Below are 25,357 nucleotides of genomic sequence, written 5' to 3'. Positions count from 1 at the left end.
GCGGGGGCCGACGGTGAACTGCCCGTTACCGCAATGCCGTTACCGGTACACCGCTGCCTGTCCTCCGTATACGACGACCGACCCCACCGCCCGTCCGAAGGGTGAGACAGGCGTCGGCCGCGGGCGAATATACGCACGGGAAAGTGCCGTGAAACACCTTGGAAACAGGCCCGCTTGAGGCTGTGGACGCGCTCGGGGCAGGTCCGCAAGGACGCGCTCCGCGAGCTCTCGGTCCCTGTTTCACGAGCCCCGTCCCGGGGCCAGGAGGTGGACGTTGTCCAGGTACTTCCCACGTCGAGTCGCGGCCCCGGCCGTGGCCCTGTCCGCCGCCATGGTGCTCTCCGCCTGCGGTGCCAAGACCGACACCGGCAGCTCCACCGCCAAGGGCGTCGAGGCCGACACCTCCGGGGACACCGTCAAGGTCGGCCTGCTCAACTCCCTCTCCGGCACCATGGCGATCAGCGAGGTGACCGTACGGGACTCGATACGGCTCGCCATCGACGAGATCAACGCGGACGGCGGCGTACTCGGCAAGAAGATCCGCCCGGTCGGCGAGGACGGCGCCTCCGACTGGCCGACCTTCGCCGAGAAGGCCGGAAAGCTCATCAAGGAGGACCGCGTCGTCGCCACCTTCGGCTGCTGGACCTCCGCAAGCCGCAAGGCGGTCAAGCCCGTCTTCGAGAAGAGCAGGTCGCTGCTCTTCTACCCCGTCCAGTACGAGGGCCTCGAGCAGTCCCCGTACATCTTCTACGCCGGCGCCACCACCAACCAGCAGATCGTGCCGGCCCTCGACTACCTCAAGTCCCAGGGCAAGAAGTCGATCTACCTGGTCGGCTCCGACTACGTCTTCCCGCGCACCGCCAACAAGGTCATCAAGGCCTATGCGAAGGCCAACGGCATGAAGGTGCTCGGCGAGGACTACGCGCCGCTCGGCTCCACCGAGTTCTCCACCATCGCCAACAAGGTCAAGGCCGCCAAGGCCGACGCCGTCTTCAACACCCTCAACGGCGATTCCAACGTGGCCTTCTTCAAGGAGTACAAGTCCGCGGGCCTGACCGCCCCGAAGATGCCGGTCGTCTCCGTCTCGATCGCCGAGGAGGAGGTCAAGTCCATCGGACCGCAGTACCTCAAGGACCAGCTGACCTCCTGGAACTACTACCAGACCACCAAGGGCGCGAAGAACACGGCGTTCGTCAAGGCGTACAAGGCCAAGTACGGCAAGGACAAGCCGACCAGTGACCCGATGGAGGCGGCCTACACCTCCGTCCACCTGTGGAAGGCCATGGTCGAGAAGGCGAAGTCCTTCGACCCGGAGAAGGTGAAGGCCGCCGCCGACGGAGTCACCTACGCCGCCCCCGAGGGCGAGGTCACCGTCGACGGACCCACCCAGCACATCCACAAGACCGCCCGCATCGGCCGCATCGGCGCCGACGGACTCATCGAGCAGATCTGGGACTCCGGCAAGCCGATCGAGCCGGACCCGTACCTCAAGGGATACGACTGGGCCTCGGGACTGTCCTGATGACCGTCATCCTCGGCCAGTCCTTCACCGGCATCAGCATCGGCGCCGTCCTGCTGCTCATCGCCCTCGGCCTGTCCCTGACGTTCGGTCAGATGGGCGTGATCAACATGGCGCACGGCGAGTTCATCATGGCCGGCGCCTACACCACCTACGTCCTGCAGAAGGCCCTTGGCGACGCGGGCCTCTCGCTCCTTCTCGCGCTGCCCGTCGCCTTCGCGGTGGCCGGCACGCTCGGCGCCCTGCTCGAATGGCTGCTCATCCGGCGCCTCTATCTGCGGCCGCTCGACACGCTCCTGGTCACCTGGGGCGTCTCGCTGATGCTGCAGCAGCTCGCGCGTGACGTCTTCGGTGCGCCCAATGTGCAGACCCGGGCGCCCGAACTCCTCACCGGGAACGTCACGTTGATCGGCGGGGACGACCCGCTCACGGTCGCCAACAGCCGGCTGTTCATCCTCGGCCTCGCACTGGCCGCGGTGGCAGCCCTCGCCCTCGTACTCGCCCTCACCCCGCTCGGCCGCCGCATCCGGGCCGTCGTGCAGAACCGCGATCTGGCCGAGGTGTCCGGCATCTCCACCGCGCGCGTGGACCGTACGGCGTTCTTCGTCGGCTCGGGGCTCGCGGGTGTGGCCGGAGTCGCCCTCACCCTCGTCGGTCCGATCGGGCCGACCATGGGCACCAACATCATCATCGACGCCTTCCTGGTCGTCGTGGTCGGCGGGCTCGGCCGGCTGAAGGGGACGGTGATCACCGCCTTCGTCCTCGGCGTACTGCAGGCCGTCCTCGAGTACTCGACCACCGTGTCCGTCGCCAAGGTGCTCGTCCTCGTCGGCATCGTCGCGTTCCTCCAGTGGCGGCCCCAGGGCCTCTACACGCTGCGCACCCGGAGCCTGGTATGACCATCCCGAAGCTGCTCACCCACCCGGCCGCCGGCTTCGGCAGCGCCGCCCTGCTCCTCTTCGCGGCCGCCCCGCTGCTGCTCACCGACTTCCGGCTCGGGCTGCTCGCCAAGTACCTGTGCATCGCCATCGTCGCCGTCGGCATCTGTCTCGCCTGGGGACGCGGCGGGCTGCTCACCCTCGGCCAGGGCCTGTTCTTCGGCCTCGGCGGCTATGCGATGGCGATGCACCTCAAACTCGCCGACGCCGGCCCCGGCGAGCTGCCGGACTTCATGGTCCTGTACGGAGCCACGGGTGAACTCCCTTGGTGGTGGCGGCCGTTCGAGTCACCGCTGTTCGCCCTCGCGGCGACCGTGCTGCTTCCGATGGCGGTCGCCGCGGTGATCGGCACGCTGGTCTTCCGGCGCCGGGTCAAGGGCGCGTACTTCGCGATCCTCAGCCAGGCGCTCGCCGCCGCCTTCGCCCTCTGGCTGATCGGCCGGCAGGCCACCACCGGCGGCACCAACGGCCTCACCGACATCCAGGGCTTCTTCGGCTACGACCTCAACGACCCGGTCAACCAGCGCACGGTGTACTTCGTCATCGCCGCGGCCCTGCTCGCCGTCGCCGCCGGCGTCCGGCAGCTCATCCACAGCCGGTACGGCGAACTCCTGGTCGCCGTACGGGACTCGGAGGAACGCGTCCGCTTCCTCGGCTACGACCCGGCCCGCGTCAAGCTCGTCGCGTACGTGGTGGCGGCCGGCGCGGCCGGACTCGCGGGCGCCCTGTTCGTACCCGCCGTCGGGATCATCTCGCCCGCCCTGATCGGCATCGTGCCGTCCATCGAGTTCGTGATCGGCGCGGCGGTCGGCGGGCGGGCCAGCCTCGTCGGGGCGATCCTCGGGGCGATCGCCGTGATGTGGGCGAAGACGACACTGTCCGAGGAGTTCCCGGGCGCCTGGACGTACTTCCAGGGTCTCCTCTTCGTGGTGGCGCTCGCCTTCCTGCCGGGCGGGCTCGCCTCTCTCGTACGGAAGGCGCGGGAGCGGCGGAGTGCGGCGCCCGACGATGCGGAGGACGTGCCCGGCGCCGGCGCCGATGCCGCGCCCGCCCCCGTACCCGCGTCCGCCAAGAAGCCCGAGGGGGTGACCGCATGACCGAGCTGCCCGGCCTCAGGATCCGCGGACTGCGGGTGGCCTTCGACGGATTCACCGCCGTGGACGGTGTGGACCTCGATGTACAACCCGGCGACCTGCGCTTCCTGATCGGCCCGAACGGCGCGGGCAAGACGACCCTCGTCGACGCGGTCACCGGTCTGGTGCGCGCCACCGGCTCCGTCGAGTTCGGCGGCCGGCAGCTGCTCGGCCGTCCGGTCCACCACATCGCGCGCGCCGGCATCGGCCGCACCTTCCAGACGGCCACCGTCTTCGAGGAGCTGACGGTGCTGCAGAACCTGGACATCGCGGCCGGCGCGGGACGCGGCGCGGGCACCCTGCTCCGGCGCCGCCGCTCGGTGCCCGAGCCGGTCACCCGTGCCCTGGACACCATCGGCCTGGCGGAGCTCGCCGAGCGCCCGGCGGGCGTGCTCGCCCACGGGCAGAAGCAGTGGCTGGAGATCGGGATGCTCCTGGTCCAGGACGTACGGCTGCTGCTGCTCGACGAGCCGGTGGCCGGCATGAGCCAGGACGAACGCGACGCCACCGGGGCACTGCTCCGGCAGATCGCCGAGGAACGCACCGTCGTCGTCATCGAGCACGACATGGCCTTCATGCGGTCCTTCGCGCGCAGCGTGAGCGTGCTGCACGCCGGCCGGGTGCTCAGCGAGGGGACGGTCGCGGACGTGCAGGCCGACCCCCGGGTGCAGGAGGTCTATCTGGGCCACGCCGCAGCGCCGGCCCCCGAACCGCGGGAGGCACCATGACGGCGACGACGGAGCAGGCGACCGGCGTGCGGAGCACGGCAGGTGAGCCCGCGGAGGCGCTCGAGCTCGACGCCGTACGGGCCGGATACCAGCGCAGCCCCGTCCTGCACGCGGTGACGGTCTCGGTCCCGCGCGACGGCGTCACCGCGGTGCTCGGGCACAACGGCGCCGGCAAGTCCACACTGCTCAGGACCGCCGCCGGGCTGCTCGTCCCGCGCTCGGGCCGGGTGCGGCTCGACGGCGAGGACGTCACACGGCGGGCCCCGCACCAGCGGGTCGCCCGCGGGCTCGCATACGTACCGCAGGGCCAGCAGTGCTTCCCGCAGCTGACCGTCGCGGAGAATCTGCGCCTGGTCGCCGACGGACGGGCCCGCGGACGGGCGGCGACGGACGAGGCGCTCGACCTGTTCCCCGCGCTGCGCGAGCTGTCCCGGCGCCGGGCCGGACTGCTCTCCGGCGGGCAGCGCCAGCAACTCGCCCTCGCCCGTGCCCTGGTGACCGAGCCTCGGGTGCTGCTGCTCGACGAACCCACCGAGGGCATCCAGCCGTCGGTCGTCGCCGAGATCGAGGAGACGATCCTCGCCCTGACCCGGCGCGGCGGCCTCTCGGTGCTCCTCGTCGAGCAGCACGTCGGCTTCGCACTGCGGGCCGCGGACCGGTACTACGTCCTGGAGGCGGGCCGTATCACCTCCAGCGGGGCGGGCGGGGAGTCGGCCCACGGGGCGGTGCGCGAGGCCCTCAGCGTCTGAAGCGCGGGGGATGACCAGAGGGGGGCGCGCGGGATTCCGTGCGCCCCCTGAGGCATGGCTGGTTGCGTACCTCATTGTGCAATTCCGTATCCGCTGAGTGAAGGTCGGGCGTACGCTCGGGCATATGCGGAGTGAGGTTTCGACGGCGCCCCCGACGACAGGCGCCGCCCGGCGGTTATCGACGTCACGGGGAGGGCCGAGATGAGCGACAGCGGCGCAGTACTTCCCTGGTTGGTGATACGCGAGGACGACAGCGGCAACCGCTACCGGATCGGCAGGTACGCGACGAAGGCCGAGGCACAGCGGATCGTGGACACCCTCGGCGGCCGCTCCCAGCATCAGCAGGTCTACTGGGTCGAGCGCCTCGGCCAGAAGACGGGCTGAGCGCGGGCGGGCCGTCCGCGACCGCCGCATCTTTTCGGGGGATCCGGCCGCATCTTTTCGGCCGACTGCCGCCCCGCGAGGCGGCGTATGGCAGCCCCGCCCCCGGGCTCGTACGCCCCGCCTCTGCCACCGGCGTGCTCCGTCGCGCGCCTGTCGTGCGCCCCTCCGGCGCCACCGGCGCGCGACGCCGGCCGCGAGCTCCGGCCGCACCGGTAGGCTCCCGTCCGGAAGGGGCGGCCGACGGCCGGCCGAGGTGACGGACGAGGGCGCGGCGTTGATCGACACAGTGGCCTGGGTGCGGGTGGAGGACGGGCGGATCCTCTGCGCCCGCTCCCGCGGCAAGGACGTGTTCTACATCCCGGGCGGCAAGCGGGAGGACGGCGAGAGCGATCTGCAGACGCTGATCCGCGAGGTCGAGGAGGAGCTCAGCGTGGCCATCGTCGAGTCCAGCGCCGCCTCGCTCGGTGTCTACGAGGCGCAGGCGCACGGCGAGGCGGACGGCGTCCTGGTCCGGATGAGCTGCTACGCCGCCGACTACCGGGGCACGCTCTCGGCGGCCGCCGAGATCGAGGAGACGGCCTGGTTCGGCTACGCGGACCGCCCGGCGGTCGCCCCCGTCGACCAGCTGCTCTTCGACGACCTGAAGTCGCGCGGCGAACTGAGCTGAGCGGGCGGCGGCCCGATCCATGCAGTGGGCGAACCGATCTGAGTGAACGCCAGCGGTACATTCCGTGGCATACCGGGTATGTGCCGAATAGCCCTGGTAAATCCGATGAAATCGGACCAGGTGTTCGCCGTACTGGGAAGTGATCGCGCGTGCTCGATACCGAAGGCGACTGCGCCGAGTGGGCCTTTCCCGCGGAACCGGGCGCAGTGCGCACGGCGCGCGGCGCCGTGCGCGCACAACTGGCCGCCTGGGGGCTCGCCTCCCTCTCCGATGTGACCGCACTGCTGGTCAGTGAGCTGGTCACCAACTCCCTGCGCCACGCCTCCGGCCCGATCGGTGTCCGCCTGTCCCGACCGGCCGGCCCCACCGCCCCGCTGCTCGTCGAGGTCTCCGACCCGCTGCCGGACCTGCCGAGGGAGCGGCCGGCCGGCACGGACGACGAGTCAGGGCGCGGTCTGCAATTGGTGGCCTGTTCTGCCCGTCGCTGGGGTACGCGTCCCGGCAGGACGGGGAAGACCGTGTGGTTCGAGCTGGCCCAGCCTCCCGGCTGACCACCGGTTCCTTCGCTCGGCCGAAAATGGACGAGGTCGACGGGAGCTGTGAACGTGGTGTTGCGCGGAGCCGTAGTGCTGGATACTGCGGGCAAGCCGCCGGACGCACTTGGTCGGTCGGTCGGCGGTGAGCTGGAGGGGACGGTCGCGTGAGCGAGATACCAGCCAGGGCGCAGGAGCCCGCGGAGGGCCGGACGCCGGGCGACATCATGTGGCAGAGCAGCCCGCCCGGGTCGATCTACGACTACGTGCAGATCGCTTCGTTCTCCATCGGCCCCGACGGACTCGTCGACCAGTGGAGCACCCGCGCCGCCGAACTCTTCGGGGTGCCGCCGCAGGACGCCGTCGGCCGGGACCCGATCGACGCCTTCGTCCCGCCCGAGCTGCGTGACCTCGGACACCGCAAGGTCAGCGAGATCCTCGACGGCCGCGAATGGACCGGTGTCGTCCCCTTCCGCCTCGCCGCCGACGGCACGATGGACGGCGTCGCCGAGGTGTATGTGATGCCGACCGAGACCGAGGACGGCGAGAAGGGCGCCGTGTGCATCGTCGTCGACGTACGGGCCCTGCGCCGTATCGAGACCGACATCGCCGCATCGGAGGCCATATTCGGCCAATCACCCTTCGGATTCCTGCTGTTCGGCACGGACCTCAAGGTCCAGCGCGCCAACCGCCGCTTCGCCTCCGTCTTCGGCGGCGCCGCCGACGACCACCGCGGGCGGACCGTACACGACTATCTGCCGCGCAAGGAGGCCGACCGGATGGCGGCCGAGCTGCAGCGAGTCCTGGAGACCGGCGAGTCCGTGACGGACATGCAGATCGTCGGGCCCGCACCCGGATCCTCGGACCGCAGGCACTGGTCGATCAACCTCTACCGGGTGCACAGCGGTTCCGGCCGGCCCATCGGTGTCGCGGGCCTCGGCACCGACGTCACCCGCCGGCACGCGGCCGCCCGCGACGCGGCCCACGCCCGCCGCAATCTGGCCCTGCTCAACGAGGCCGGCGCCCGCATCGGCAACTCCCTCGACCTGGAGGCCACCGCACGCCAACTGCTCGACGTGACCGTCCCGGTCTTCTGCGACCTGGGCTCCGTCGACCTCTACCAAGGACTCCTCGACGGCGACGAGGCACCGCCCGGCATCGGCGGCCACCCCCGCTCCAACACCGGCGGCGGCAGCGCGGAACTGCGCCGGGTCGCCTTCTCCAGCGCCGTCTCCGAGGCACCGCTCGAGGAGGACCCGGTCCCGGTCGGCTCCGTGCACCACTACGGATTCAACTCGGCCGACGCCGAGGCGCTGCGCACCGCGCGCCCCGCGATCGTCCCCGCCGAGCCGGGCAGCCTCGTCCACTCCACGCTCGCCGTGCCGATGGTCGCCCACGACACCGTCGTGGGCCTCGCCCGCTTCTCCCGCGCCAAGGGCAGCGAGCCCTTCGGCGAACGGGACCGTGCGCTCGCCGTGGAACTCGCCGCCCGCGCCGCGGTCTGCATCGACAACGCCCGGCTCTACCGCCGCGAGCACGAGCGCGCCCTGATCCTGCAGCGCTCCCTGCTGCCCCCGGGCGACCCCGCCGCCGCGGGCCTCGACATCGCCTGCCGCTATCTGCCCGGCAATGCGGCAACCGAGGTCGGCGGCGACTGGTTCGACGTCATCGAGCTGCCCGGCCACCGCACCGCCCTCGTCGTCGGCGACGTGATGGGCCGCGGACTGCGCGCCGCGGTCGCCATGGGTGAACTGCGTACCGCCGTACGGACATTGGCCCTGCTCGACCTGGAGCCGGCCGAGGTGCTCTCCGCGCTCGACGAGATCGCCCGCGGCCTCGGCACCCCCTGGGGGCACCAGCGCACGGGTGCCACCAGGCCCGGGGCCACCAGCCGCGATGCCGACCCCTCCGAGGTCTACCTCGCCACCTGCGTGTACGCCGTGTACGACTCGGTCACCCGCCGCTGCACCTTCGCCAACGCCGGCCATCTGCCGCCCGTACTCGTGGAGCCCGACGAGGCGGCCCTGATGCTCGACGTGCCGCCGGGCATGCCGCTCGGGGTGGGCGGCGAACCCTTCGAGGAGGTCGAGGTCGAACTCCCCGAGGGCGCCCTGCTCGCCCTCTACACCGACGGCCTCGTCGAGTCCCGCGACCACCCGCTCGACGACGGCCTGCGCGCCCTGCGCAGCGCCATCGACAATCCGGCCCCCGCCCTCGAGGACGTCTGCGACCACGTCCTCAACACCCTCGACACCCACCACGGCGAGGACGACATCGCGCTCCTTGTGGCCAGGGTGCAGGGGCTGCCGCAGGATGCGGTGGGCGACTGGACGCTGCCGCGCGAGCCGCGCTCGGTCGGCAAGGCACGCGAACTGGCCCGCGCCCGCCTGCAGAGCTGGCATCTCGAATCCCTCGTCGACACCACGGAGTTGCTGGTCAGCGAACTGGTCACCAACGCACTCCGGTACGGCGAGGGCGAGATCAGACTCCGGCTGCTGCTCGACCGGACGCTGGTCTGCGAGGTCTGGGACGCCGGCCTGGTCCAGCCCCGCAGGCGCCGGGCCCGCGCCACCGACGAGGGCGGACGCGGACTGCAGTTGGTCGGTCTGCTCAGCGCGGGCTGGGGCTCACGGCGTACGCCACGCGGCAAGACGGTCTGGTTCGAACTGCCCCTGCCGGACGGCGAACCGATGGCGGAGCCGACGGTGGAGCAACTGCTGAGCATGTTCTGACCGGGGGCGTGGCCCGCTGCGTCAGGTCGTCGCCTTGAGGGACGCGAGGCGGGCCTCGATCTCCGCACGGTCGCCGAGCGCGTCGAGCTCCTCGAACTGCGCGTCGAGGGACGAGGCCGCCAGCTCCTGCTTGCCGAGCGCCCTGGCCTCCTCGCGCCGCACCTTGTCCTCGAACCGGCCGAGCTCGCTCGCCGGGTCGAGGACGTCGATGCTCGCCGCCGCGTCCAGCATCTTGTTCTGCGCCTCGGCGGTCTTCGCGCGGGCCACCAACTCGTCGCGCTTCGCCCGCAGTTCGGAGAGCTTCTCGTTCATCCGGGCGAGGCCGTCCTTGAGTTTCGCCACCACCTCGTTCTGCGCGGCGATCGTCGGCTCCGCGTCCCTGGCCTCCCGCTCGGACTGCAACTGGCGCTGCAGCGCGACCTTCGCGAGCGAGTCGAACCGGTCGGCCTCCGCGCCGTTCCCGTCGGCGCGCAGCTGGTCCGCCTTGCTGCTGGCCGCGAGCGCCTTGCCGCCCCATGCGCCGGCCGCCTCGACGTCCTCCTGGTGGTCGGCCTCCAGGAGACGCAGCTGGCCGATCGTCGTCGCCACGGCCTCCTCGGCCTCCTGGATGTTGCCCGAGTAGTCGCGGATCAGCTGGTCCAGCATCTTCTGCGGGTCCTCGGCCTGGTCCAGGAGCGCGTTGATGTTCGCCTTCGCCAGCTGGGTCACACGGCCGAGGATGGTCTGCTTGGTCATGAGGAACTCCTGCGGTACGGGGTGTCGGGGGTGCGGGGCCGGGGGGCCGGGGCGGGTACGCAGTACGGGGCGGCGCGGAGTGCTGCGCTGCTCGCCGGTCGCCGGTCGCCGGTCGCCGGTCGTCGGCCGTCGGCCGTCGGCCGTCGGCCGTCGGTCAGAACCGTCCGCCACCTCCCATCCGTCCCCGGGTGCCCCCGCCGCCGTAGCTCCCTGGACCGCCGAAACCGCCGCCGGCACCGCCACCCCCGCCGAAGCCCCCGCCACCGCGGGGCCCGCGCCCGCCCATCCCGCCGAGGATCTGGCCGATCAGGATCCCGCCGAGCACCGCACCGCCCGTACCGCCACGACCGCCTCCCGCGCCGCCGAACGGTCCGCCGGGCCCGCCGTACGACCGCACGTCCTGCTCGGCGAGCTGCTGCGCCTGCCGGGCCAGGGCATCGGCCTGCTGCGCCTCGGCGAGCGCGGCGGAGGCGTCGGGGACGCCGAGCTCACGGGCCCGGTCGAGACGGCGCCGGGCCTCGGCCAGCCGGGTCCTCGCCGTACTGCCGACCGCGCCGCGGTGCGTGGTGATGTAGTCCGTGGCCGCCGCGATGGCGCTGCGGGCGGTGAGCAGAGCCTGGTCGAGCAGCCCGCGGGCCCGCAGACCGGCGGCCTCGCGCTCGCGGGCGCCCGCGAGCGCCTCGTCGAGGGCCGTGTCCGCCTCCTCCAGGCGGCGCAGGGCAGCGATCGGGTCGTAGCGGCCGGCGCTCTCCCGGCGCACCTCGTCGAGCACGGACTCCGCGCGGGCGATCCGGCCCTGCAGATCGGCGGTCGAGGTGCCCTCGGCGGTGCCGCGCAGCATGCCGCGGGCGTCCGCCAGGTCGGTCTCGGTCTCGGTGAGTGCACCGGGCAGGCGTTCCGCGGCCTCGGACAGCTCGCCCGCGAGGCGGTCGACGGCCTCCACGAGGGTCCCGGCCTGGTCGACGGCGGCCTCGGCGGCCCGCAGGGGCACGGCGGCCGCGCTGTTGTCGCCGGCGTCGACCGCGGTACGGGCCGCGGTCAGCTGGGCCTCGGCGAAGGCGAGGCGCTCGGTGGCCTCCGCGGGGTGGCCGGCCACCGGCGCGTACGCCGTGTCCGTGTATGTCTCGCCGAGCGTGGCCAGGGTGTCCCGGGCGCGGCCGGCGCGGCCGGCGAGATCCCGGAATGCCTGCTCCGCGTGGGCCAGGGCGTCGGGTGCGCGCTGCTCCAGGGCCCGCAGCTCGTCGAAGGCGGCCGCCTCCGTGTCGAGCCGGCCGTTCGCGGCGGTGCAGCGCGCGACGATCTCCTCCAGCATCCGGCGCTTGGTCGCATCGTCCTCGGGGAAGGCGTCGTCCAGCTCCTGACGGATCCGGAAGGCCGCGGTCAGCTCGGTCTTCGCGTACGCCAGGGCGGCGGCGAATGGCGCTGCCGCCTCGTCCCCGAACTGGGCCGCGGCGAAGCCGAGTTCCTCCTCGCTGGTACGCACCGCGTCGTCCGTCCCGACCAGGAGGCGGCGGGCCTGCGCATCGAGCTCGGGGAGCGGAGTGACCGGCTCCGGCGTCCCGCCGTGCGGGGTCGTACGGGTCGCGGCGCGGCGCCTGCGCCGGGTGTACGCATACAGGGCCACCCCGCCCGCGCCGGCCGCGGCGATCAGTGGCAGCGCCAGATCGGCCCCGGAGCCGGAGCCGCCGCCCGGGTCGCTCCTGCCGGGGGTGATCGCGGGGGTGGGCACGGGCCGGCCGGACAGTGCGGCCGCGTAGCCGTCGGCGGCGCCGATCGCGGCACCCGGCCAGTCGTTCGCGCGCAGCGCCGGCTCGACGGCGGTACGGGCGACGTCCCGCAGCTGTTGCGGGCCGAGGCCGGAGCCGGGGTCGGCCGAGTAGGCGTACTGGCGGTCGTGGGTGGCGACCGCGAGCAGCAGATCGTCGGCGCCGAGGCCGTTGCGCTCGGCCGTGGCGTCGGTCCAGGCCTGGGCCGGCCGGCCGGAGAAGTCGCGTACGTACACGACGAAGAGCTGCAGGCCGTGTTCCTCGTAGAGCCGGTCGAGGGCGGCGACGGCGTCGTCCTTCCGCACGCCGAGTGCGTCGCTGCGGTCGGTGATCTGTCCGTCCCGCGACAGGGGTACGGGGTCCTCCGCCGCGGTGGGGCCCGCGGGGCCCAGGGCGACGGTGAGCGCGAGGATCGCGGCGGGGGCCCAGCGGCGACGACGCGGCCTCCGGCCCCGGGTATCACCTGACGACGGGCTCGACCTCACACGGGGAGCGTATGGCCGATTTGCCCCTTCCGCGACACAGGGGCCGTCCGGCCAACCTTCAGCGGGTCCGGCGTCTGAGGACGAGGCCGTCCAGGCCAATCTCAGCCGGTCCGGCGTTTGAGGACGAGGCCGCCAGGCCGACGCCTGGAACCGGAACGGCCCTGAACGGGCCTTGTCCTCAAACGCCGGACGGGCTAGGGGTGCCGACGGGCCAGGGGTGCCCCACGGGCTGAGGTCGCCGACGGGGCTGAGGATGCCGGACGGGCCGGCGTCAGATGTGGAAGCGCTCTGCCCGCAACAGAGGGCGGAGGCGCCGAGCGAACCCCCCACCCGTGAAGGCCCGCTTCAGAAGCCCCGGCCGCAGGCTCTGCGTCACCGCCGCCGCCACCATCCCCTGATCAAGCGCAAGGACGAAGTCGCTCACCCGACCGTCACCCCCGACATCGACCGAGTCCCGGAACCCGAACCGCTCGTCGTACGCCCCGAAGTCCGCCGCAAGCGCCCGCAGATTCGCGACGGCCTCGTCGCGCGCGTACGGCATCGCGAGGAAGGAGGCGTGCGGGGTCACCACACCCAGCGAGTTGTACCCCTCCACCTGCATCCCGATCGCATCGACCCCGTACTCGCCGTACCCACCGTCAGGCGTGTTCGACGGCGAGAAGCCCCAGTAGCCGTAGCGCTCCTCGAAGAGCCCGTGCTCGATGTGGCTGCGCACATACCGCTCGTGGGTCCGCCCCCAGGACCGGGGCGACCACTCCGGTTCGGGCACGAACAGCGGCACCATCAGCGCCTCGAACATCGAGCCGCCCCAGCTGGGCACCAGCTTCCGCCCCCGGTAGGTGTAGTGGCCCTGCCACACCCGGATGCCGTCCACCGTCACGTACGACCCACCGGGCCGCTGCTCCTGCTCATGCTCGGGGAGCATCGTGCGCAGCAGGTGCCAGTAGTGGTCCGCGGGCAGCGAGCCGTCCGCGATGCCGAGGTAACTTGCCATCCTGGGCTCGGTGTTGAGCGCACCGTAGTGATGCTCGGTCGGCTCGCCCTTGCCGGGCTCGTCCACCCAGTAGCCGCCGCGCAGCTGCCCCGGGTTCGCCACCGGGTCCGCCGCGTCGTACGGCGTGTAGAAGTACGACCAGTCCGCATCGGCGAGCAGCCGCGCGACACGGGCCCGCAGTGACGGCTCCGCATCGGCGGCGATCCGCAGGCCGGTGACCAGCCACGCATTGTCGACCGAGGAGAGGAAGGGCCGGACCGTCTCACCCGTCCCCGGCCAGCTGCTGAGCACCGAACCGTCGTAAGCGTCGTACCAGTTGACCCACCACCCGTGGAATCGCTCGAGCCGCTCCACCGCGGAGACGGTATGCGTGAGCCGCCGCCGGCGCTCGGCCGCACCGATCACCCCGAGGCCCGCCGCGGCCACCGTCGACCACAGTCCGCAGCCGATGTTCGTCGGCGAGGTCTGCCGGGACAGCTCGGGCACCGCGCCACTGACGTCCATCTTGTCCGTGGTGAGGCCGAAGTCGGTGGTCATGGTGGTCAGCGAGCGGTAGGTGTCCGTGAACCACCTGCGGAGCAGGGCCCGTTGACCGGAACTCGAAGCGAGCGCGGGCGAGCCCGACAGGGCGAACACCGACCCGGCGGCGGTGACCGACGCGGCGGTGAGAAACGTACGACGATCCATGGTGCGGCTCCCGTTGGCGGAGGGAAGGGGCAGTGACAGGACGTACGAGATCGAGACGAAGGAAGGAACCGGCCGGCCCCGACGGGGCGGGGGTTGGTGCAGGACCGGCCGGGGTGCTGCGGGGACCGGAGGCGTCAGGACCGCCGGCCCCCGAGTCGAAGGGCGCCTGTGCGGAGCGGAGGCGCTCCGCGCCCGTCAGGCGGCCCGCCGCGGCAGCTCGCGGCTGCGGCCGAGGCTGCCCAGCCACTCGGCGGACGGCCGTGCGGTGCGCTCGAAGGTCTCCCGGTCGACGCCGATGAGGCCGAACGTCGGCTTGAAGGAGCCCCATTCGTAGTTGTCGAGGGCGCTCCACGCCAGATAGCCCTGGATGTTCAGACCGTCCTCGATCGCCGCGGCGACCTCGCCGAGCGCGCCCGTGTAGTAGTCGACGCGGCGGCTGTCGTCACCGGTGGCGATGCCGTTCTCGGTGACGATCAGCGGGACGTCCCCGACGATCTCGGCGGTGTGCCGCAGCGCGTACCCGACGGCCGTCGGGTAGTACTCCCACTGCGTCAGGGTCCGCTCGACATGCTCCGGCGCCGGGATGGGGCCCTCGGGGCCGATCTCCGTACGGGTGTAGGACTGCACGCCGACCCAGTCGTCGTCCCGGGCGGCCTCGATGAAGATGTCCTCGCGCGGGTGGCGGTAGGCGGCCGTGACGTCCTCGGCGCCGGGCAGCGCCTGGTACACCTGGTTGGCGACGGTCCAGCCCACCTGGATCTCGGAGTTGATCGCGCGGACCTCCTTGACGGCGGCCTTGTGCGCGGCGATCACCGCGTGCGTGGTCTCCTCGTCCGGCGTGGGCAGGCCGGCCGGCGGGAAGCCGATCTCGCCGCGCTTGGCGAGGCCCGCGGTCACGGACACCATGTTGGGCTCGTTGATCGTGCACACATGCCGTACGCCCTCGCCGATGACCGGCGCACAGGCGGCGACGTAGCGGGCGAACAGCTCGACCGCACCCTCCGCGGTCCAGCCGCCGCGCGCCTCGAACCACTGCGGCACGGTGAAGTGGTGCAGCGTCACCATCGGACGGAGGCCGCGCTCGATCGCGCCGTCCACCATCCGCCGGTAGTGGGTGAGTTCGGCGTTCGAGAACTGTCCCTCGGCCGGCTCGATCCGCGCCCACTCGATGCTGAACCGGTAGTCGGTGAAGCCGAGCGAGGCGAGCAGATCCATGTCCTCGGGCCAGCGGTGGTAGCTGTCGCAGGCGTCCAGGCTCGGCTCCTGGATGTGCGTGCCGGTGGAGTGCTCCTTCACCCACCAGTCGCTGTTGGTGTTGTTGCCCTCGATCTGGTGGGCGGCGGTGGATGCGCCCCACAGGAAGCCTTCGGGGAACGGGATGGTGCTGTGCGTCATCGCGGCATGTCTTTCTGATACGTGGGGGAGGGCGAGGTGGGTACGGGAAGCGGGCGCGGACTACTTCATGCCGGCCGTGGCGATGCCCTGGGTGAAGTGCCGCTGCATGGCGATGAACACCACGAGCACGGGCAGCACGATCAGGAACGATCCGGCCATCAGGACACCGTTCGACCCGCCCGCCTTGTTGGGGTCGGTGGCGAAGGTGGCGAGGGCCACCGGCAGCGTGTACTTGTCCGGGTTGTTGGTCGCGATCAGCGGCCAGACGAAGTTGTTCCAGGAGCCGAGGAAGGTGAAGATTGACAGCGTCGCGAGCGCGGGCTTGACCAGCGGCATCGCGATCCGCCAGAAGATGTACCACTCGCCGGCGCCGTCCATCCGGGCCGCCTCGAGCAGCTCGTCCGGGATGGACTGCATGAACTGGCGCATCAGGAACACCCCGAAGGCACCCGCGGCGAACGGCAGTACAAGACCGGCGTAGCTGTCGATCAGCTGCAGCCTGCTCATCAGGACGAAGAGCGGCAGCAGCATCAGATTGCCGGGCACCATCAGGGCGCCGAGCACGATCGCGAACACCTTGTTCTGCCCGACGAACTTCAGCTTGGCCAGGGCGTAGCCGAGCATCGAGCAGAACACCAGGTTGGAGACGGTGACCAGGACGGCCACGATCACCGAGTTCATGAAGTACAGCGGCAGATCGAGGTCGTCGAGCAGCTGCCGGAAATTGCTCAGCGTCCACTCGGTGGGGATCCACACCGGCGGGCTGGCGGTCAGCTCGCTCCCCGTCTTGAAGGCGGACAGACCCATCCACAGGAACGGGGCCGACATCACGAGCAGACCGACCGAGAGCAGGACGTACGTCAGGGGTCTGCGCGCACGGCGCTTCGGGCGGCGGGGCTGCGGGCCGGCTTGCGTACGGTGCCCGGCCGGGGCCTGGGTGGGGGCGCTCATTCGGTGTTGTCCTTCAGCAGTCGCAGCTGCAGCACCGTGATGGCCATGATCACCACGAACAGCACGTACGCCATCGCGCTCGCGTAGCCCATGTGGAAGAAGTTGAAGCCCTCGCGGTACATGTTCAGGGAGACGGTCAGGGTGGCGTCGGACGGACCGCCCTGGGTCATCACGAACGGCTCCTCGAAGACATTGAGATAGCCGATCGTGGTGATCACCGTCGCGTAGAGGATGGTCGGCCTGAGCAGCGGCACGGTGATCCGCCGGAACTCCTGCCAGGGTCCTGCGCCGTCCAGGCGGGCGGCCTCCCGCGTCTCGGTGGGGATGGCCTGCAGACCGGCGATGAACAGGACCATCACCGTGCCCAGGTTCCGCCACACCGCCATCACGATCATCGACGGCATCGCGAGCAGCTCGGAACCGAGGAAGTCCGGTGAGGTCAGGCCCACTTCGGAGGCGAGGCCGGCGATCAGACCGTCGCTCGGATCGAGTACGAAGCGCCAGACCACGGCGATCGCGACGATCGAGGTGACGACCGGGGCGTAGAAGCCGACCCGGAAGAAGGTCCGCGCCCGGTCGATGCCGTTGTTGAGCAGCACCGCGACGACCAGGCCGATTCCGATGGTCAGCGGTACGCCCACCACCACGAAGTACGCGGTGTTGAAAAGGGACTTGAGGAACCGCTCGTCACCGAAGAGCTTCGTGTAGTTCTCCAGGCCGATGAACTCCGCGTCCAGCGGATTCGTGACGTTCCGCAGACCGAAGTCCGTGAAACTCATCAGCAGGGTGGCGACGATCGGGAACGCCATGAACACCGTGAACAGCGCCAGGAAGGGAGTGGAGAACAGCCAGCCGGCTGCGTTCTGCACGCCGAGCCGAGGCCGTCTGCGGCTGCGGCGGTCGCCACCGGCTCCGGCCGGGGCGCCCGCGGCGGGGGACCCGGCCGGAACCTCGGCCGCTTCGGCGGCCCGTCCGGTCGTAGTGCTCATGGCTCCTGCTTCGCTCCTGATTCCGGCGCCGGCGTGCTCCTGCCGTACGTCCTACTTCTCGAGCAGTCCCTCGATCTGGGACTGCGCGTCGCCGAGCGCCTCCTTCGCGCTCGCCTTGCCCTGGGTGGCCTTGGCGATCGCGATGTCGACCTTGTCGGTGATCTCGGACCAATTGGGCAGCGACGGCGAGGACTTGGCGGTCTTCATCTGCTTCTCGAAGACCTGCAGATGCGGGTCGGCGGTCAGATCGCCCGACTTCCAGGCGGAGGTGTTGGCCGGCAGGTCCTTGGTGCGCTCGTACCAGTCGGCCTGGCCCTTGGTGTCGGTCAGGTACTTGATGAACTTCTCGGCCGCGGGCTTGTGCTCGCTGTCCTTCGAGATCGTCAGCGAGGAACCGCCGGCCATCGACGTGGATGTCCTGTCCGCGGGCACCTCGGCGACGGCCCACTTGCCCTTGATGCCGGGCTGGCCCTCGTCGAGCAGCGTCACGTGCCAGGGGCCGCCGAGGAACATCGGGACCCGGCCGTTGCCGAAGTCCTTGACCACGTCGTAGCCCGGCTGCACGGACTTGTTGGCGAGGCCCTTGTCGAAGTACGAGGCGTACTCCTCGAGCGCCTTGACCGCCGCGGGGCTGTCGACGACGGCCTTGCCCTTCTCGTCGACGATCTCGCCGCCGGCCGAGTAGAGGAACGAGTAGAAGTTCTGCACCGTGTCCAGGCCGCTGGGCTGGATGGACAGGCCCCACTTGGTGCCGGCCTTCTTCTGGTAGGCCGCGGCGAGGTCCTGCATCTCCTTCCAGGTGGTCGGCGCCTTGTCGACGCCGGCCTGCTCGGCGAGGTCGGTTCGGTAGTAGAGGACCCGGGTGTCGACGTACCACGGGACGCCGTAGACCTCGCCGTCCACCTCGCCCTGCTGCCAGCCGGCCGGGAAGAAGTCCTTCTCGTCGAAGGTCTCGGTGTCCACCGGCTCGAGCACGCCGAGCTCGGCGAACTCGCCCATGTAACTGCCGCCCATCTGCGCGATGTCCGGGAGGTTCCCGGCCGCGGCGGCCGCCACCAGCTTCTGGTGGGCCACGTCCCAGCCGACCGGGGTCACCTTCACGGTGATGTTCGGGTTCGCCTTCTGGTACGCCTTCGCGACGTCGCCGAGCTTCTCGCCCTCGGCGCCCATCGCCCAGACGGTCAGCGTCTGCTTCTCGCCGGCGGACACCTCGGCGCCGGAGGAGCCGCCGCAGGCCGTCACGGCGAACACCGTGCTGGCGGCGATGACGGCCGAAGCGGTTCTGGCTGCGCGCTGCATGGGCGGCTCCTCCTTGAGCACTACCTGGATGTATGCGCTGTCTGTAAGCGCATACATCACTGTCGTTCAGGGGTGGGGGGTGTTGCAAGGGGGGTCTTGGTCACACTCCCGTAACGGGCGGGTCATCTCCGGGCCCACCCGCCACCCAATGAATCACCCCGGGTGCGGGGTGCGGGAACTTTGTGACCGATTTCCTGCGGTCCGGGGTGATCCGTGGTGTTCGGTGGTCCGGCACCTCAGCCCGTCCGGCATCTTCAGCCGGTCCGGCATCTTCAGTCGGTCCGGCACCTCCGCCGGTCCGGCATCTTCAGCCCGTCCGGCGTTTGAGGACGAGGCCGTCCAGGCCAATTTCAGCCCGTCCGGCGATTGAGGACGAGGCCGCCAGGCCGATGCCTGGGACCGGAACGGCCCTGAACGGGCCTTGTCCTCAAACGCCGGACGGGCTGGAGGTGCCGGACGGGCTGGAGGTGCCCGACGGGCTGGAGGGAACGGCCCTGGACGGGCCGTGTCCGCAAACGTCGGACGGGCTCTTTCTGGATACGCGGACGATATGGGTCTCCTCGTAGCCTTGAGGGATGCGTGTCTTGATCGTCGAGGACGAGCCGTATCTGGCCGAAGCCATCCGTGACGGCCTCCGCCTGGAGGCAATCGCCGCCGACATCGCCGCCGACGGCGACACCGCCCTGGAGCTGCTCGGCATCAACACGTACGACATCGCCGTCCTCGACCGAGACATCCCGGGCCCCTCCGGCGACGAGGTCGCCAAACGCATCGTCGCCTCCGGCACCGGCATGCCCGTACTCATGCTGACCGCCGCCGACCGGCTCGACGACAAGGCCTCCGGATTCGAGCTCGGCGCCGACGACTACCTCACCAAACCCTTCGACCTCCTGGAGCTCGTACTCAGGCTCCGGGCCCTGGACCGCCGTCGCGCCCACAACCGGCCCCCCGTACGCGAGATCGCGGGCCTGCGCGTCGATCCGTTCCGCCGCGAGGTGTACCGCGACGACCGCTACATCGCACTCACCCGCAAACAGTTCGCGGTGCTCGACGTCCTCGTCGCGGCCGAAGGCGGTGTCGTCAGCGCCGAGGAGCTGCTGGAGCGCGCATGGGACGAGAACGCCGACCCGTTCACCAACGCCGTACGCATCACGGTCTCCGCCCTGCGCAAACGCCTCGGCGAACCCTGGATCATCGCCACCGTGCCCGGCGTCGGCTACCGCATCGACACCGCACCCGGCCCCGGGCAAGAGGGCAGTGACCGTGCCTAGGCAGCCGGGCTTGAGCGTCCGCCTCAAACTCACCCTCAGCTACGCCGGATTCCTGGTGCTCGCGGGTGTGCTGCTGCTCGTCGGGGTGGGGCTCTTCCTGCTGCGGCAGGGGTGGCTTCAGACCAACGAATCGGGCGCGTGGAGAGCATCGCCGGGCATCGACTTCGTGCGCGGGTTCGGGCCCGTGGCGGCCGTGATCATGGTGTTTCTGATGGTGTTCGGCCTGGTGGGCGGATGGTTCCTCGCCGGACGCATGCTCGCCCCCCTGGACCGGATCGCCCACGCCACCCGTACCGCCGCGACCGGATCGCTGTCCCACCGGATCCGTATGCCGGGCCGCAAGGACGAGTTCCGCGAGCTCGCCGACGCGTTCGACACGATGCTTGCCCAGCTCGAAGCGCATGTCGCCGAGCAACAGAGATTCGCCGCCAACGCCTCGCACGAGCTGCGCACCCCGCTGGCGATCTCGAAGACACTCCTCGACGTCGCCCGCGCCGATCCGAACCACGACACGGGCGAGCTCGTCGACCGCCTGCACACCGTCAACTCCCGGGCCATCGACCTCACCGAGGCACTACTCCTGCTGAGCCGCGCCAACCAGCGGTCCTTCACCCGGGAACACGTCGACCTGTCCCTCGTCGCGGAGGAAGCGGCCGAGACGCTGCAACCGCTCGCGGACAAGCACGGCGTCGCCGTCGAGACCAGCGGCGACATCACGCCCACCAGCGGCTCGCCCGCGCTCCTGCTGCAGCTGAGCCTGAATCTCGTACACAACGCGATCGTCCACAACGTGCCGGAGCGCGGCACCGTACGCGTCCACACCGGCGCCCGCCCCGGGGCGGTGGTCCTCACCGTCGAGAACACCGGCGAACGGCTCACCCCGGAACGGATCGCGACCCTCACCGAACCCTTCCGGCGCGGCACCGAGCGCATCCACACCGACCAGGCGGGCGTCGGCCTCGGCCTGGCCATCGTCAGGACCATCACCGAGGCACACGACGGGACGCTCACGCTCACCCCGCGCCCGGCCGGCGGGCTCTGCGTCACGGTGGAGCTTCCCGCGGCACGGGGAGGGTGAGCCTCGGGCCGGCCTCGGCGGTCCGCACGGGAACGGCCCCGGGGCCCCGAGTCAGGGCATCTCGCCGGTGTATCGCCGGTGTATCGAAAAGCGCATACGGGACGGCAACATCGCGTTGCCTTGACTGGCCGTATGAATCGAACCACCCCAGCAACCACCCGGACACGGCTGGTTCGGCTCGCCGCCGGTCTGCTGGTCGCGGTGGCCGTGATCGCCGTGGCCCTCGGCCACCAGGAGTCGAAGTCGTCGTCGGCCGAGCTCTCCGCGTCGTCACCGGCCGGTGAGGCCGATGGGGTCGTGCCCGATGGCACGACCGTCTTCGACGGTCGGATCCCGGCCGTCGCGAGACTCGACGCCGAACTGCTCGAGGCGCTCCGCCGGGCCGCGGCGGACGCGGCGGACGCCGGAGTCACCTTCTACGTCAACAGCGGCTGGCGCTCCCCGGACTACCAGGACCAGCTGCTGCGCGAGGCGGTCTCCGAGTACGGGTCCGAGCGCGAGGCCGCGCGCTGGGTGGCCACCGCGGAGACGTCCCCCCATGTGTCGGGGGAGGCGGTCGACCTGGGGCGCGCCACCGCGACGGCGTGGCTGTCCGAGCACGGCGCCCGGTACGGGCTGTGCCGGATCTACCGGAACGAACCCTGGCACTACGAGCTGCGCCCCGAGGCCGTCGACGGCGGCTGCCCGCAGATGTACGCCGACCCCACCGAGGACCCGAGGATGCAGCAGTGAACGACAGCGGGAGCACGACGACCATGGCGACGACAGCGACGACAGCGACGACGCCCCGGGTGGACTCGGTGGGGCCCGGTCCGGAGAACACCCGCTCGCCGGGCCCCTGGAGGCGCGGCCTCGTGGTCGCCGTGTTCGCGCTGCTGCTCGGCCTGGTCATGCTGCTGCATGCGCAGATACCCGGAGTCGGGGGTCTCGGGAGTCTGGTGGAGACGTTCCTGCCGTGGTGCTGGGTCCTCGTCCCCGTACTCCTCCTCGGTGCGTTGTGGCGCCGGTCCGCCTCCGCGGTGGTCGCGCTGCTGCTGCCCGCCGTGGTGTGGCTGAGCCTCTTCGGCGGGCAGGCCTTCGGGGGCAGGTCCGAGGGGGCCGGCGACCTCATGGTGGTCAGCCACAACGTCGGCGCGGAGAACCCCGATCCGACCGGTACCGCACGTGAGCTGGCCGACTCCGGAGCGGACGTGCTCGCGCTCGTCGAGGTCAGTGAGCAGGCCCGTGGCACGTACGAGAAGGAGCTGGCGAAGACCTATCCGCACCACACGGTGCAGGGCACCGTCGGGTTGTGGAGCAAGCTGCCGCTGTCCGGCAGCTCGCCGGTCGACACGGAGCAGGACGTCGGTCCGCTGGGGGACGCCAAGCCGGCGGAGGCGACGCTGGTCGGCAATCGCGCACTGCGCACCACGGTGACCACGGAGCACGGTCCCGTCGCGGTGTATGTGGCCCACCTGGGGTCCGTACGGGTCAGCCCCCGGGCGGGCTTCTCGACGGACACCCGCGACCGGAACGCGCGGGCGCTTGCCGCGGCGATCGCCGCGGAGCGGAATGAACGGGTGGTGCTGCTCGGTGACCTGAACGGCACGACGGACGACCGGGCGCTCGCCGGGCTCACGTCGCGGCTGACGCCGGCCCATGACGTGGCCGGATCCGGCTTCGGCTTCACGTGGCCGTCGGCCTTCCCGGTGGCCCGGATCGATCATGTCCTGGTACGGGGCGTACGGCCCGCTGACGCGTGGGTTCTCCCACGCACCCCCAGCGACCACCGCGCGGTTGCGACGACGCTCAGCGTGTCCGACGACTCGTAGCTCATCCGGCAACGTCAGCTCGTCCGGCAACTTCGGCCGGTCCGGCAACTTCAGCCCGTCCGGCGTTTGAGGACATCTTTCGGCCCGTCCAGGCCATCTCCAGCCCGTCCGGCGTTTGAGGACGAGGCCGTCCAGGCCAAAATCAAGCCCGTCCGGCGTTTGAGGACGAGGCCGCCAGGCCGATGCCTGGAACCGAAACGGCCCCTGGACGGGCCGTGTCCTCAAGCGCCGGACGGGCTGAGATGTGCCCTGGACGGGCCGTGGCCTCAAACGCCGGACGGGCTGAGATTTGCCCTGAACGGGCTGAAAGATTTGCCCTGGACGGGCCGTGTCCTCAAGCGCCGGACGGGCTGAGATGTGCCCTGGACGGGCCGTGTCCTCAAACGCCGGACGGGCTGAGATTTGCCCTGAACGGGCTGAAAGATTTGCCCTGGACGGGCCGTGTCCTCAAACGCCGGACCGGCTGACGGTGCCGGACGGGCATACTCGCGGCATGCTGCCGCACGGCTTCCCCTTCGACCCCGCCCACGGCCACACCACCGCCGACCTGGCGACCGTGGTCGCCCCACCACCCCCGGCCCACTTCACGGAGTACTGGCGCGCCAGACACGAGAGAGCCCGCGCCACCGCAACCACCCCCGTGCTCGGGAAGCTCGAGGAGATCCGCGACGGCCTCCGCATCCATAGCGTGACCTACACCTCCACCGACCGCACCCGCCTCGGCGGCTGGCTCGCCCTGCCTGCCGAAGGCCCCGTGGAGCACGGCTTCGTGATCGCCCATGGCTACGGCGGACGCGACGCCCCGGGCCCCGACCTGCCGCCTCCGCTCCCGCGCTCCGCCGTCCTGCTGCCCTGCGTACGCGGCATGGGGACGCGCAGCCTCCGCCCGGACATCCCCTCACTCGCCGCCGAACACGTCCTGCACGGCATCGAGTCCCGCGACACCTACGTCATCGGCGACTGCGTGGCCGACCTGTGGTGCGCGGCCTCGGCCCTCCTGGAACTCGTCCCGTCACTGACCGAGGCCCGCGGCCGCCCCCGTCTCGGTCTGCTCGGCGAGAGCTTCGGCGGCGGGCTCGGCGCGCTCGCGCTGCCCTGGGACGACCGGTTCGCCGCCGCGCAGCTCACCGTGCCCACCTTCGGCAACCATCCGCTGCGCCTCACCCTGCCGTGCACCGGCAGCGGCGAGGCGGTTCGCGAGTACCACCGCACCCACCCCCACGTCACGGACGTACTCGCCTACTTCGACGCCGCCACGGCCGCGACCCTGATCCGTACCCCGACGATGACGGCCCCCGCCGCCTTCGACCCCGCGGTACCTCCGCCGGGCCAGTACGCCGTCCACAACGCCCTGCAGGGCGTGGGCGAACTCTTCCCCCTCCGGGCGGGCCACTTCGAGCACGACGGCACCGAACAGGAGCTGGCCGCCCTGCGCCGCGCCCGCACCGAGTTCTTCGCCCGCCACCTCACCCGCCGGTCCGCCGACGCCGGCTCAGCCCAAATCCCTTAGTACCGAGGCCAGTTCACGCGGCATCGACAGGAACGGCGAGTGGGAGGAGGGCAGGTCGGCCACGGACGTCGGGTTGTGCGGGAAGGCCGCGTCGGCCTCGGCGATGAACCGGTCCTGCACGGCCGGCCGCAGCGCCACGTCCCGCGAGCAGGTGATGTACGTCCGCGGCACCGAACCGAAGCCGTTCGCCGTCAGCGTCGTCGTGCCGAGCGTGATGCCGACGGGTGCATCCGGCGTCAGCAGCCCCATCGCCGCATCGGCGAGGTCCGGGGCGACATCGTGGTACATCACCTCGCGGAACGCCTCCCGATACGCAGGATCCTCCGTGGCGAGGTCCAGCCGCAGGGCACCCGTCACGGCCGGATCGCCGGTGAACAGCGGGCCGAGTCGGTATTCGCCCGCCTCGGGTATCCCGTTGTACGTCGCGGGCGGCACGCCGGACGCGGGCATGAAGGCGGTCAAGTACACCGCACGCGCCAGGAGTTCGGGTGTCTCCTGGGCCACCCTGGTGAGGACGATCCCCGACGCGCTGTGCGCGACGACCGTGACGGGCGCGCCGCCGCCGACCAGCCGCATCTGCGCGGTCAGCAGCTCGGCCGCATCGTCGAGGTGCACATCCGCGACGGGGGAGACCTCGGTGGCGACCGCCTCCGGATCGTACGACCGCCGGGTGTACCACCGGGGCTCGCGCCGGGCCTGCAGCCCGTGCCCGGCCATGTCCACCGCGACGGATGCCCGTCCGGCACCCGCGAGCTCCGCCACCACTTCGCTCCAGCACCACGAACCGTGCCAGAGTCCGGGCAGAAGGAGCAGCGGAGAGTCGGTCGTGGCGAGTGGCATGAGGCGGTCCTCCCGTCGGCGTTCCGGCGACCGGGCCCCGGCGTGTCCCGGCCGTGCCCCAGCATGACGCGCCGCGGACCACCACGACACCCTTCGTGCCGCCCGCCGCCCGCCGCCCGCCGCCCGCCGCCCGCCGCCCGGAGCGGGTCCCGCGGCGAACCTC

22 protein-coding genes are annotated in these 25,357 nt (G+C 71.3%); 14 read left to right on the top strand and 8 right to left on the bottom strand.

What is annotated here, in order from left to right:
* The first annotated feature begins 331 nt into the window (after window positions 1-331).
* The 9 genes from urtA (at window position 332) to DY218_RS10055 (ending at window position 9,383) form a co-directional block, all read left to right on the top strand.
* Window positions 332-1,522 (top strand): urea ABC transporter substrate-binding protein, encoded by a 1,191-nt coding sequence (urtA, locus tag DY218_RS10095; protein WP_128555630.1) that lies wholly within the window; start codon window positions 332-334, stop codon window positions 1,520-1,522.
* Complete coding sequence (gene urtB / locus DY218_RS10090; protein WP_128555598.1) at window positions 1,522-2,418, top strand: urea ABC transporter permease subunit UrtB; 897 nt, start codon at window positions 1,522-1,524, stop codon at window positions 2,416-2,418. The genes urtA and urtB overlap by 1 nt, the downstream gene beginning before the upstream one ends.
* On the top strand, window positions 2,415-3,554 hold the full coding sequence (gene urtC / locus DY218_RS10085; protein WP_128555597.1) for an urea ABC transporter permease subunit UrtC: 1,140 nt from the start codon (window positions 2,415-2,417) through the stop codon (window positions 3,552-3,554). Before urtB ends, urtC begins: the two co-directional genes overlap by 4 nt.
* The gene (urtD, locus tag DY218_RS10080; protein WP_128555596.1) at window positions 3,551-4,318 is read left to right on the top strand and encodes an urea ABC transporter ATP-binding protein UrtD; all 768 of its coding nucleotides are present in this window, start codon (window positions 3,551-3,553) and stop codon (window positions 4,316-4,318) included. The genes urtC and urtD overlap by 4 nt, the downstream gene beginning before the upstream one ends.
* Complete coding sequence (urtE, locus tag DY218_RS10075) at window positions 4,315-5,067, top strand: urea ABC transporter ATP-binding subunit UrtE (protein ID WP_128555595.1); 753 nt, start codon at window positions 4,315-4,317, stop codon at window positions 5,065-5,067. Before urtD ends, urtE begins: the two co-directional genes overlap by 4 nt.
* Window positions 5,068-5,268: 201 nt before the next feature.
* Window positions 5,269-5,451, top strand: a complete 183-nt coding sequence (locus tag DY218_RS10070) for an SPOR domain-containing protein (RefSeq protein WP_128555594.1) — start codon at window positions 5,269-5,271, stop codon at window positions 5,449-5,451.
* A gap of 274 nt (window positions 5,452-5,725) precedes the next feature.
* Window positions 5,726-6,118 (top strand): NUDIX hydrolase, encoded by a 393-nt coding sequence (locus DY218_RS10065; RefSeq protein ID WP_233521462.1) that lies wholly within the window; start codon window positions 5,726-5,728, stop codon window positions 6,116-6,118.
* Between the two features lie 149 nt (window positions 6,119-6,267).
* Window positions 6,268-6,669: an ATP-binding protein gene (locus DY218_RS10060; protein WP_128555592.1), complete on the top strand. Its 402-nt coding sequence runs from the start codon at window positions 6,268-6,270 to the stop codon at window positions 6,667-6,669.
* Window positions 6,670-6,878: 209 nt separating this feature from the next.
* Window positions 6,879-9,383, top strand: coding sequence for a SpoIIE family protein phosphatase (locus DY218_RS10055; protein ID WP_128555629.1), 2,505 nt, complete (start codon window positions 6,879-6,881; stop codon window positions 9,381-9,383).
* Between the two features lie 21 nt (window positions 9,384-9,404).
* Here the strand turns inward: DY218_RS10055 and DY218_RS10050 are convergent, their stop codons facing one another.
* From DY218_RS10050 to DY218_RS10020, 7 genes are all read right to left on the bottom strand, one after another.
* Window positions 9,405-10,118, bottom strand: a complete 714-nt coding sequence (locus DY218_RS10050) for a PspA/IM30 family protein (RefSeq protein WP_128555591.1) — start codon at window positions 10,116-10,118, stop codon at window positions 9,405-9,407.
* A 154-nt stretch (window positions 10,119-10,272) separates the two neighbouring features.
* Entirely contained in the window at window positions 10,273-12,297 is a 2,025-nt protein-coding gene (locus DY218_RS10045; protein WP_407703596.1) for a TPM domain-containing protein, read from the bottom strand.
* A 343-nt stretch (window positions 12,298-12,640) separates the two neighbouring features.
* Window positions 12,641-14,050, bottom strand: coding sequence for a glucoamylase family protein (locus DY218_RS10040; RefSeq protein WP_128555590.1), 1,410 nt, complete (start codon window positions 14,048-14,050; stop codon window positions 12,641-12,643).
* 195 nt (window positions 14,051-14,245) lie between these two features.
* Window positions 14,246-15,445, bottom strand: coding sequence for a glycoside hydrolase family 1 protein (locus DY218_RS10035; protein ID WP_128555589.1), 1,200 nt, complete (start codon window positions 15,443-15,445; stop codon window positions 14,246-14,248).
* 60 nt (window positions 15,446-15,505) lie between these two features.
* Window positions 15,506-16,396: a carbohydrate ABC transporter permease gene (locus DY218_RS10030; protein WP_128555588.1), complete on the bottom strand. Its 891-nt coding sequence runs from the start codon at window positions 16,394-16,396 to the stop codon at window positions 15,506-15,508.
* Window positions 16,393-17,385, bottom strand: a complete 993-nt coding sequence (locus DY218_RS10025) for a carbohydrate ABC transporter permease (RefSeq protein ID WP_128555587.1) — start codon at window positions 17,383-17,385, stop codon at window positions 16,393-16,395. Before DY218_RS10025 ends, DY218_RS10030 begins: the two co-directional genes overlap by 4 nt.
* A 51-nt stretch (window positions 17,386-17,436) precedes the next feature.
* A complete protein-coding gene (locus tag DY218_RS10020; RefSeq protein ID WP_128555586.1) occupies window positions 17,437-18,684 on the bottom strand; it encodes a sugar ABC transporter substrate-binding protein in 1,248 nt (415 codons plus the stop codon).
* 575 nt (window positions 18,685-19,259) lie between these two features.
* Here DY218_RS10020 and DY218_RS10015 point away from each other — a divergent pair.
* From DY218_RS10015 to DY218_RS09995, 5 genes are all read left to right on the top strand, one after another.
* Window positions 19,260-19,955, top strand: a complete 696-nt coding sequence (locus DY218_RS10015; RefSeq protein ID WP_128555585.1) for a response regulator transcription factor — start codon at window positions 19,260-19,262, stop codon at window positions 19,953-19,955.
* Window positions 19,948-21,033 carry a sensor histidine kinase gene (locus tag DY218_RS10010; protein ID WP_128555584.1) on the top strand — a complete coding sequence of 362 codons (1,086 nt, stop codon included), beginning with the start codon at window positions 19,948-19,950 and terminating at the stop codon, window positions 21,031-21,033. Before DY218_RS10015 ends, DY218_RS10010 begins: the two co-directional genes overlap by 8 nt.
* Window positions 21,034-21,165: 132 nt before the next feature.
* Window positions 21,166-21,765: a M15 family metallopeptidase gene (locus tag DY218_RS10005; RefSeq protein ID WP_128555583.1), complete on the top strand. Its 600-nt coding sequence runs from the start codon at window positions 21,166-21,168 to the stop codon at window positions 21,763-21,765.
* 23 nt (window positions 21,766-21,788) lie between these two features.
* Window positions 21,789-22,844 carry an endonuclease/exonuclease/phosphatase family protein gene (locus tag DY218_RS10000; RefSeq protein WP_128555627.1) on the top strand — a complete coding sequence of 352 codons (1,056 nt, stop codon included), beginning with the start codon at window positions 21,789-21,791 and terminating at the stop codon, window positions 22,842-22,844.
* 493 nt (window positions 22,845-23,337) lie between these two features.
* Window positions 23,338-24,354, top strand: a complete 1,017-nt coding sequence (locus DY218_RS09995; RefSeq protein ID WP_128555582.1) for an acetylxylan esterase — start codon at window positions 23,338-23,340, stop codon at window positions 24,352-24,354.
* On the opposite strand, the gene DY218_RS09990 is transcribed toward DY218_RS09995, so the two are convergent.
* Complete coding sequence (locus DY218_RS09990) at window positions 24,337-25,194, bottom strand: alpha/beta fold hydrolase (protein WP_128555581.1); 858 nt, start codon at window positions 25,192-25,194, stop codon at window positions 24,337-24,339. The two genes, DY218_RS09995 and DY218_RS09990, sit on opposite strands and share 18 nt — an antisense overlap.
* Between the last annotated feature and the right edge of the window lie 163 nt (window positions 25,195-25,357).

This window comes from Streptomyces triticagri, from assembly GCF_003429565.1.
In the GTDB taxonomy this organism is placed as follows: Bacteria; Actinomycetota; Actinomycetes; order Streptomycetales; family Streptomycetaceae; genus Streptomyces; species Streptomyces triticagri.
Note: the sequence above shows the minus strand (reverse complement) of the source record. Positions and strands in the feature narration are given on the sequence as shown.

Coding starts and splice junctions, on each gene's coding strand:
- DY218_RS10025 (WP_128555587.1), bottom strand. CDS start 17,385: ATGAGCACTACGACCGGACGGGCCGCCGAAGCGGCCGAGGTTCCGGCC.
- DY218_RS10055 (WP_128555629.1), top strand. CDS start 6,879: ATGTGGCAGAGCAGCCCGCCCGGGTCGATCTACGACTACGTGCAGATC.
- DY218_RS10000 (WP_128555627.1), top strand. CDS start 21,789: ATGGCGACGACAGCGACGACAGCGACGACGCCCCGGGTGGACTCGGTG.
- DY218_RS10040 (WP_128555590.1), bottom strand. CDS start 14,050: ATGGATCGTCGTACGTTTCTCACCGCCGCGTCGGTCACCGCCGCCGGG.
- DY218_RS10035 (WP_128555589.1), bottom strand. CDS start 15,445: ATGACGCACAGCACCATCCCGTTCCCCGAAGGCTTCCTGTGGGGCGCA.
- DY218_RS09990 (WP_128555581.1), bottom strand. CDS start 25,194: ATGCCACTCGCCACGACCGACTCTCCGCTGCTCCTTCTGCCCGGACTC.
- urtE (WP_128555595.1), top strand. CDS start 4,315: ATGACGGCGACGACGGAGCAGGCGACCGGCGTGCGGAGCACGGCAGGT.
- urtA (WP_128555630.1), top strand. CDS start 332: ATGGTGCTCTCCGCCTGCGGTGCCAAGACCGACACCGGCAGCTCCACC.
- urtB (WP_128555598.1), top strand. CDS start 1,522: ATGACCGTCATCCTCGGCCAGTCCTTCACCGGCATCAGCATCGGCGCC.
- DY218_RS10050 (WP_128555591.1), bottom strand. CDS start 10,118: ATGACCAAGCAGACCATCCTCGGCCGTGTGACCCAGCTGGCGAAGGCG.
- DY218_RS10030 (WP_128555588.1), bottom strand. CDS start 16,396: ATGAGCGCCCCCACCCAGGCCCCGGCCGGGCACCGTACGCAAGCCGGC.
- urtD (WP_128555596.1), top strand. CDS start 3,551: ATGACCGAGCTGCCCGGCCTCAGGATCCGCGGACTGCGGGTGGCCTTC.
- DY218_RS09995 (WP_128555582.1), top strand. CDS start 23,338: ATGCTGCCGCACGGCTTCCCCTTCGACCCCGCCCACGGCCACACCACC.
- DY218_RS10005 (WP_128555583.1), top strand. CDS start 21,166: ATGAATCGAACCACCCCAGCAACCACCCGGACACGGCTGGTTCGGCTC.
- urtC (WP_128555597.1), top strand. CDS start 2,415: ATGACCATCCCGAAGCTGCTCACCCACCCGGCCGCCGGCTTCGGCAGC.
- DY218_RS10070 (WP_128555594.1), top strand. CDS start 5,269: ATGAGCGACAGCGGCGCAGTACTTCCCTGGTTGGTGATACGCGAGGAC.
- DY218_RS10015 (WP_128555585.1), top strand. CDS start 19,260: ATGCGTGTCTTGATCGTCGAGGACGAGCCGTATCTGGCCGAAGCCATC.
- DY218_RS10020 (WP_128555586.1), bottom strand. CDS start 18,684: ATGCAGCGCGCAGCCAGAACCGCTTCGGCCGTCATCGCCGCCAGCACG.